This window comes from Brachybacterium sp. FME24 (assembly GCF_014897705.1).
Taxonomy (GTDB): Bacteria; Actinomycetota; Actinomycetes; order Actinomycetales; family Dermabacteraceae; genus Brachybacterium.
Genome location: NZ_JABUXV010000061.1, coordinates 1 through 497, shown reverse-complemented (window position 1 = coordinate 497; position 497 = coordinate 1). Strand labels below are relative to the sequence as shown.

Below are 497 nucleotides of genomic sequence, written 5' to 3'. Positions count from 1 at the left end.
TCGTGATCGGTGATCCGCAGCTGCGCCCCAGGATGAGGACGCTCCTTGCGCACGATCACCCGCATCCCCTCGGGCCAGCCGGAAAGGTCCAGCAGCCCGGTCAGCTCCGCCACGAACGCCCCGTCGCGGAGCCCGTCGTCATCACCGTCATAGGCGGGAGTCCACGTCTTCGCCTCATCGATCCGTTTCAGCAGGTCAGGGGTGTTGGCGGGGAGGGAGAACCCGACCGAGTAGGCCAGCCGCCGTGTGGTCAGCCACTGGATGAAGTCCTTGGTGCCGCCGGCCCCATCGGTGCGGATAAGGGTCTTCTTCGAGCCCCGTCCACCGCAGGAGAGCAGACCCGGTGGGAGCTGAGCAAGAGCCTCACGCGTCACGTTGATGTGATCAGCGGCCGTGTTGGAGCCAGCGTTGCCGGGGCGGAGGTGGATTGCCAGCGGTTCACCGGTCCCGGTCTGGCCGTGGTCGAGGAACGCGCACAAGGGGTGGTAGCCGAAGCC

The 497-nt window shown here is 67.2% G+C and carries 1 protein-coding gene; it reads right to left on the bottom strand.

The features are described 5' to 3' along the window. Positions 1-497: transposase (locus INT51_RS21980; RefSeq protein ID WP_193107514.1), on the bottom strand; the 497-nt coding region annotated here is incomplete at both ends.